Here is a 6015-nt window from a genome sequence, read left to right as displayed (position 1 = left end):
GGTGAGGGGCGAAAAACTGGATGGGAAGCTAATCCACGTTGTCTCTTCGGCTCTCCCCTTACCGGCGAAAGCAGGTTTGGGGCAAAATATTGGTGTTTGTGCGGGCGGGGGGCGCCCAGCCCCCCCCCCGGGACCAGAAGCACGGGGGTCAGGAGACGCCCAGCTCCTTGGCCTTGGCCTTGAGGTCGTCCAGGCCACCGCACATGAAGAACGCCTGCTCGGGGAAGTGGTCGTACTCGCCGTCGGCGATCGCGTTGAAGGCCGCGATCGACTCGTCCAGCGGGACGTCCGATCCGTCGAGACCGGTGAACTGCTTCGCCGCGTGGGTGTTCTGCGACAGGAAGCGCTCGATACGACGGGCACGGTGGACGACCAGCTTGTCCTCCTCGCCCAGCTCGTCGATACCGAGGATGGCGATGATGTCCTGCAGGTCCTTGTACTTCTGCAGGATCGCCCGGACGCGGGAGGCCGCGTCGTAGTGGTCCTGCGAGATGTAGCGCGGGTCCAGGATGCGGGACGTCGAGTCCAGCGGGTCGACCGCCGGGTAGATGCCCTTCTCCGAGATCGGACGGGACAGGACGGTCGTCGCGTCGAGGTGCGCGAAGGTCGTCGCCGGCGCCGGGTCGGTCAGGTCGTCCGCGGGGACGTAGATCGCCTGCATCGAGGTGATCGAGTGACCGCGGGTCGAGGTGATGCGCTCCTGGAGGAGGCCCATCTCGTCCGCCAGGTTCGGCTGGTAACCCACCGCGGAGGGCATGCGGCCCAGCAGGGTGGAGACCTCGGAACCGGCCTGGGTGAAGCGGAAGATGTTGTCGATGAAGAACAGCACGTCCTGCTTCTGCACATCGCGGAAGTACTCCGCCATGGTCAGACCGGCCAGCGCGACGCGGAGACGGGTGCCCGGGGGCTCGTCCATCTGGCCGAAGACCAGCGCGGTCTTGTCCAGAACGCCGGAGTCCGTCATCTCGTCGATGAGGTCGTTGCCCTCACGGGTGCGCTCGCCGACACCGGCGAACACGGAAACGCCCTCGTGCAGCTTCGCCACACGCATGATCATTTCCTGGATGAGGACGGTCTTGCCGACGCCCGCACCGCCGAACAGACCGATCTTGCCGCCCTTGACGTACGGGGTCAGCAGGTCGACGACCTTCAGGCCGGTCTCGAACATCTCGGTCTTCGACTCGAGCTGGTCGAAGGCCGGGGCCTTGCGGTGGATCGGCCAGCGCTCGGTGACCTGAGCCTCCGCCTCCGGCTCGTTCAGGATGGCGCCAAGGGTGTTGAAGACCTTGCCCTTGGTGATGTCGCCGACCGGAACGGTGATGCCGTTGCCGGTGTTGGTCACCGGGGCCTGGCGGACCAGGCCGTCGGTGGGCTGCATCGAGATGGCGCGGACCAGGCCGTCACCCAGGTGCTGGGCGACCTCCAGGGTCAGCGTCTTGAGCTTGCCCTGCTCGGCGGGGTCGGCGACCTCGACGTGCAGCGCGTTGTAGATCTCCGGCATCGCGTCGACGGGGAACTCCACGTCGACGACCGGGCCGATGACCCGCGCGACGCGGCCCGTTGCCGTGGCCGTTTCAACAGTGGTGGTCATAGTGGTCAGTCACTCCCCGCGGTCGCGTCGGCCAGAGCACTGGCACCACCGACGATCTCGCTGATTTCCTGGGTGATTTCGGCCTGTCGGGCCGCGTTGGCAAGCCGCGCGAGCGACTTGATGAGGTCTTCTGCGTTGTCGGTCGCCGACTTCATCGCACGACGCGTGGCGGCGTGCTTGGAGGCGGCGGCCTGCAGGAGTGCGTTGTAGATCCGCGACTCGACGTACCGCGGCAGCAGGGCGTCCAGGACGTCCTCGGCCGACGGCTCGAAGTCGAACAGCGGAAGGATCTCGCCCTTGGACGACTCCTCCGCCTCCGTCTTGTCGAGGCGCAGCGGCAGCAGACGGTCGTCGATCGCCCGCTGCGTCAGCATCGACACGAACTCGGTGAAGACGATGTGGAACTCGTCCACGCCGCCCTCGGCCGTGTCCTTCTGGACGGCCGCGATCAGCGGGCCTGCCACAGCCTTGGCGTCCGCGTACGTCGGGCTGTCGGTGAAGCCGGTCCACGAATCCGCGACCTTGCGCTCACGGAAGGCGTAGTACGACACACCCTTGCGGCCGACGATGTAGGTGTCGACCTCCTTGCCCTCGGCCTTGAGACGCTCGGTGAGCCTCTCGGCGGCCTTGATGGCGTTCGAGGAGTAGCCGCCGGCCAGACCGCGGTCGCTCGTGATGAGCAGCACCGCGGCGCGGGTCGGGGTCTCCACCTCGGTGGTCAGGGCGTGCTGGGTGTTCGAGCCGGTGGCAACCGCTGTCACCGCGCGGGTCAGTTCACTCGCGTACGGCGTCGATGCCGCCACCTGGCGCTGCGCCTTGACGATGCGCGAGGCGGCGATCATCTCCATCGCCTTGGTGATCTTCTTGGTCGCGGTGACGGAGCGGATGCGACGCTTGTAGACCCGGAGCTTGGCTCCCATGGATCAGGTCCCTTCCGTCGTCACTTGGTGGTGCTGACCGGAGCGTCCTCACCGAGCAGCTTGCCGTCCGAGGTCTCGAACTGCTGCTTGAAGGCGGCGACGGAATCGGTGAGCGCCTGGATGGTGTCGTCGGACATCTTGCCGCCCTCGCGAATGCTGGTCAGCAGGTCCTTCTTCTCCCGGCCCAGGTAGTCGAGCATCTCCCGCTCGAAGCGGCGGATGTCCTCGACGGGGACGTCGTCCATCTTGCCGGTGGTGCCGGCCCAGATGGAGACGACCTCGGCCTCGGTCGGGTAGGGCGCGTACTGGCTCTGCTTGAGCAGCTCGACCATGCGCTTACCGCGCTCGAGCTGCGCCTTGGAGGCCGCGTCCAGGTCGGAACCGAAGGCGGCGAACGCCTCCAGCTCGCGGTACTGGGCGAGGTCCACGCGCAGTCGGCCGGAGACCTGCCGCATGGCCTTGTGCTGGGCGGAGCCACCGACACGGGAGACCGAGATACCGACGTTCAGCGCCGGGCGCTGGCCCGCGTTGAACAGGTCGGACTCCAGGAAGCACTGGCCGTCGGTGATGGAGATGACGTTGGTCGGGATGAACGCCGACACGTCGTTCGCCTTGGTCTCGACGATCGGGAGGCCCGTCATCGAACCGGCGCCCAGGTCGTCGGAGAGCTTGGCGCAGCGCTCCAGCAGACGCGAGTGCAGGTAGAAGACGTCACCCGGGTAGGCCTCACGGCCCGGCGGGCGGCGCAGCAGCAGCGACACGGCGCGGTAGGCGTCTGCCTGCTTCGACAGGTCGTCGAAGACGATCAGGACGTGCTTGCCCTGGTACATCCAGTGCTGGCCGATGGCCGAACCGGTGTAGGGGGCGAGGTACTTGAAGCCGGCCGGGTCGGAAGCCGGAGCCGCGACGATCGTCGTGTACTCCAGAGCGCCCGCCTCCTCCAGCGCACCGCGCACGGACGCGATGGTGGAGCCCTTCTGGCCGATGGCGACGTAGATGCAGCGGACCTGCTTCTTCGGGTCGCCGGAACGCCAGTTGTCACGCTGGTTGATGATCGTGTCGACGGCCAGGGCGGTCTTGCCGGTCTGGCGGTCACCGATGATGAGCTGGCGCTGGCCGCGGCCGATCGGCGTCATCGCGTCGACGGCCTTGTAGCCGGTCTCCATCGGCTCGTGGACCGACTTACGGACCATGACGCCCGGAGCCTGCAGCTCCAGGGCGCGGCGGTCCTCGGACTCGATCTCGCCGAGGCCGTCGATCGGGTTGCCCAGCGGGTCGACGACGCGGCCGAGGTAACCCTCGCCCACGGCGACCGAGAGCACCTCACCGGTGCGCTGCACCGGCTGGCCCTGCTCGATGCCGCTGAACTCGCCGAGGACAACCGCACCGATCTCGCGCTCTTCCAGGTTCAGCGCAAGACCGAGCGTGCCGTCTTCGAACTTCAGCAGCTCGTTCGCCATCGCCGAGGGAAGTCCCTCGACCTTCGCGATGCCGTCACCGGCTTCGCTGACCGTGCCGACCTCCTCGCGCGAGGCCGCGTCCGGCTTGTACGCCTGGACGAAGTTCTCCAGCGCGTCCCGGATCTCCTCCGGCCGGATCGTGAGCTCCGCCATCTGGGTTCCCTGCTCTCCTTGTTGGGCCCGAAGTTACTTGCGGGGGTCCGGGGGGCTGTTTCCCCCCAGGGGGTTTCCGCTTACGGCCCAACTCGGGCCGCCGTCATGCTTGTGCTGTGTCCCCGGGGCCGGTCCCGGACCGCAGCCGGACCCGTGGGTCCGGCCGGCTGGTCCGGCGTCCGTCCGCCGGTTGTGCAGCTCTTGAGTTGGTGGCTGGGTCAGCCGGCCATCCGCCGGGCCGCCTCTTCGAGGCGCTCCGCGATGGTCCCGTTGATGACCTCGTCGCCGATCCGTACCTGCACGCCGCCGAGGACCTCGGGATCCACGTCGAGGTTCAGGTGGATCTGCCGTCCGTAAAGCTGTGCCAGCGAAGCGCCGAGGCGCTGCCGCTGCCCTTCGCTGAGGGGCACCGCGGAGGTGACCACCGCGACCATCCGGTCCCGGCGGGCCGCCGCCAGCTTGGAGAGGGCGTCGAGCCCCGCTTCCAGGCTACGGCCCCGCGGCTGTCCGACAAGACGGATCACGACACGCTCGGTGACCGGGTTGGCCCGGCCGCCCAGCAGCGTGTGCAGCAGCTCCGTCTTGGCGGCGACCTTCGCGTTCCGGTCGGTCAGCGCGCTGCGCAGCTCGCCCGCCGAGACGACGATCCGGCCGAACCGGAACAGCTCGTCCTCGACGTCGTCGAGCTGGCCGGCCCGCTGGGCCGCGACCAGGTCGGCGCTGTAGGCCAGCTCCTCGATCGCGTCCGCCAGGTCACGCGCACGCGACCAGCGGGAGCGGACCATACCGGTGATCAGCTCGGCGGTCGGGGCACCGACCTTGTCGCCGAACAGCCGCCCGGCCAGCTCGGCTCGCGCCTCGCCGGACTGCGCCGGGTCGGTCAGGACCCGACGCAGCGACACCTCGCGGTCGAGCAGAGCGGTGACGGCAGCCAGCTCCTCGGCGAGCTTCGCCGCGTCCACGGACGTGTTGTCCGTCAGCGCGTCGAGCTGCTCGCGTGCGGAGGCGAGTGCCTCGCGGCTCGCTCCGTTCATCGGCCGGCCTCAGCCTTCGTCGCGTCCGACGCCGCCTTGGCCTCGACCTCGTCGAGGAAGCGGTCGATGGTCCGGCTCTGCCGGGCGTGGTCCTCGAGGGACTCGCCGACGAGCTTGCCGGCCAGGTCGGTGGCGAGCTTGCCCACGTCCTGACGCAGCGACTGCGCGGCCTGCTTGCGGTCCGCCTCGATCTGGGCGTGACCGGCAGCGATGATCTCCTCACGCTGCCGCTGGCCCTCGGCGCGCATCTCGGCGATGAGCGTCGCGCCCTGCTCCTGCGCCTCCTGGCGCAGACGCGCGGCCTCGTGGCGGGCGTCGGCGAGCTGTGCCCGGTAGTCCTCGAGCACCTGCTGAGCCTCGGCCTGGGCGGCCTCGGCCTTCTCCATCCGGCCTTCGATCCCCGCGCGACGCTCGTCCAGAACATTGTTGATGTTCGGGATGAGCTTCTTGGCGAGGAAGCCGAAAACGATGAAGAAGGCGATCAGGCCGATGACCAGCTCTGGGATCGGCGGGACCAGGGGGTTCTCGGGAACCTCCGCCGCCATGGGAACCAGGGCGTTCACATCAGTGCCTTCCGTCTGAATGGATAGTCGATGCGGTTCGTTTACTTGTAAACGAAGCCCATGACGATGCCGATCAGGGCGAGCGCCTCACAGAAGGCGAAACCCATGATCTGGTTGGTGCGGATCAGGCCGGCGGCCTCGGGCTGACGGGCCAGGGCCTGGGTGCCGTTACCGAAGATGATGCCGACGCCGACGCCGGGGCCGATCGCGGCGAGGCCGTAGCCGATCGCGCTGACGTTGCCGGAAACAGTGTCCTTGGCGGCGAGGTTGACCATTTCGAGAGCAGCGGACATG

General features: G+C 68.3%; 6 protein-coding genes. All 6 read right to left on the bottom strand.

What is annotated here, in order from left to right; translation table 11 throughout:
* Positions 1 to 148 precede the first annotated feature (148 nt).
* The 6 genes from atpD to atpE all read right to left on the bottom strand — a co-directional run bounded on the left by atpD (position 149) and on the right by atpE (position 6014).
* On the bottom strand, positions 149 to 1591 hold the full coding sequence (atpD, locus tag ACZ45Z_RS30390; RefSeq protein ID WP_468369181.1) for a F0F1 ATP synthase subunit beta: 1443 nt from the start codon (positions 1589 to 1591) through the stop codon (positions 149 to 151).
* A 5-nt stretch (positions 1592 to 1596) separates the two neighbouring features.
* Complete coding sequence (locus tag ACZ45Z_RS30385) at positions 1597 to 2511, bottom strand: F0F1 ATP synthase subunit gamma (protein WP_468369179.1); 915 nt, start codon at positions 2509 to 2511, stop codon at positions 1597 to 1599.
* A 20-nt stretch (positions 2512 to 2531) separates the two neighbouring features.
* Positions 2532 to 4124: a F0F1 ATP synthase subunit alpha gene (atpA, locus tag ACZ45Z_RS30380; protein ID WP_468369177.1), complete on the bottom strand. Its 1593-nt coding sequence runs from the start codon at positions 4122 to 4124 to the stop codon at positions 2532 to 2534.
* Positions 4125 to 4342: 218 nt separating this feature from the next.
* Positions 4343 to 5158 (bottom strand): F0F1 ATP synthase subunit delta, encoded by an 816-nt coding sequence (locus tag ACZ45Z_RS30375; protein WP_468369175.1) that lies wholly within the window; start codon positions 5156 to 5158, stop codon positions 4343 to 4345.
* Positions 5155 to 5721 carry a F0F1 ATP synthase subunit B gene (locus ACZ45Z_RS30370; protein WP_468369173.1) on the bottom strand — a complete coding sequence of 189 codons (567 nt, stop codon included), beginning with the start codon at positions 5719 to 5721 and terminating at the stop codon, positions 5155 to 5157. Before ACZ45Z_RS30370 ends, ACZ45Z_RS30375 begins: the two co-directional genes overlap by 4 nt.
* A gap of 41 nt (positions 5722 to 5762) precedes the next feature.
* Entirely contained in the window at positions 5763 to 6014 is a 252-nt protein-coding gene (gene atpE, locus ACZ45Z_RS30365; RefSeq protein WP_468369171.1) for an ATP synthase F0 subunit C, read from the bottom strand.
* Position 6015: the final 1 nt, after the last annotated feature.

It is taken from the genome of Streptomyces sp. NPDC031210 (genome assembly GCF_055570395.1).
Note: the sequence above shows the minus strand (reverse complement) of the source record. Positions and strands in the feature narration are given on the sequence as shown.